The organism is Aliivibrio sp. 1S128 (assembly GCF_001691065.1).
Classification (GTDB): Bacteria; Pseudomonadota; Gammaproteobacteria; order Enterobacterales; family Vibrionaceae; genus Aliivibrio.
The window spans coordinates 1-906 of the sequence record NZ_MAJV01000013.1 but is presented as its reverse complement, the minus strand read 5'-3'; the positions used below and the strand labels follow the sequence as shown (position 1 = coordinate 906).

The following is a 906-nucleotide window of genomic DNA, read 5'->3' as shown; positions in this document are numbered from 1 at the left end:
TTGATGCATTTGTTATGCCTTGTACTTAATTATACATTCACACACAAAGTGAGCGTATGACAGTAATATACTAAACATATCATTGATTCTACTTTTATGAGTTTCTATAGGAAGGCCAAGATCCACTTTTCGTTTTAGTAAAAGGATATGATTAGAATAACCACCATTGCCTAAATAGTAATCAACAAATGACACGTAAAATGACCTTTTATCTTTTGAAATAGACATACCTGACTCTTTGATAACTTTACTTATTAAGGCCTCTTTATCGTCAATAATCCCATGCTTATGTACAATCAGATGCCTAAAGTTTGCTATGAGTCTTATAGCAAATCTTATATTTATGTCTCTGAATGTATTTTTCATTTCCACTTTTTTAATCTCAGGGATATTTATAGCTAGCTGACCCATGATATATTTTGATGTGATTGTCCTTTTATTTTCTATTTGTCTAAAATAGTCATCTAAATTCTTTTCCCCTTGAGGTAAATCGTCTTTTTTCCAAATAGGTACCCCTGCATATCCAGAAATTGCATACAACTCAAAAATGAATGTTTCGAAAGATTCATAGATCTCAGCTAATAGCCATTGATTTTGTCTATTATGCTGCATCCAAAGATCATTAATTTTTGTATCGATTGTATGCGTTGTTGAGCCTACATAAAATATCTCACCTGTTTTTAAATGCGGTACAGTAAAATTGTGTACTGAAATTAGCCGATCATTATCATAACTTTTCGCGCCTTTCTTCATTTTATATAGATCAGCTAATTGAGCTGAAATAGTTGCATCAATGACCGACTGAAAATAATTTGCAGAAACAACCCTATCGTTAAATTTAGCCAATGCTTGTTCTATTTTTTCGTTCATATAACCCTTATAATATAGAGGCATAACGCCTGCATA

Annotated in this window: 1 protein-coding gene; it reads right to left on the bottom strand. The window is 31.8% G+C overall.

Annotation, left to right across the window (positions count from 1 at the left end):
• Nucleotides 1-12 precede the first annotated feature (12 nt).
• A partial coding sequence (locus A6E03_RS03475; protein WP_065600174.1) for a hypothetical protein occupies nt 13-906 on the bottom strand: 894 nt, incomplete at its 5' end.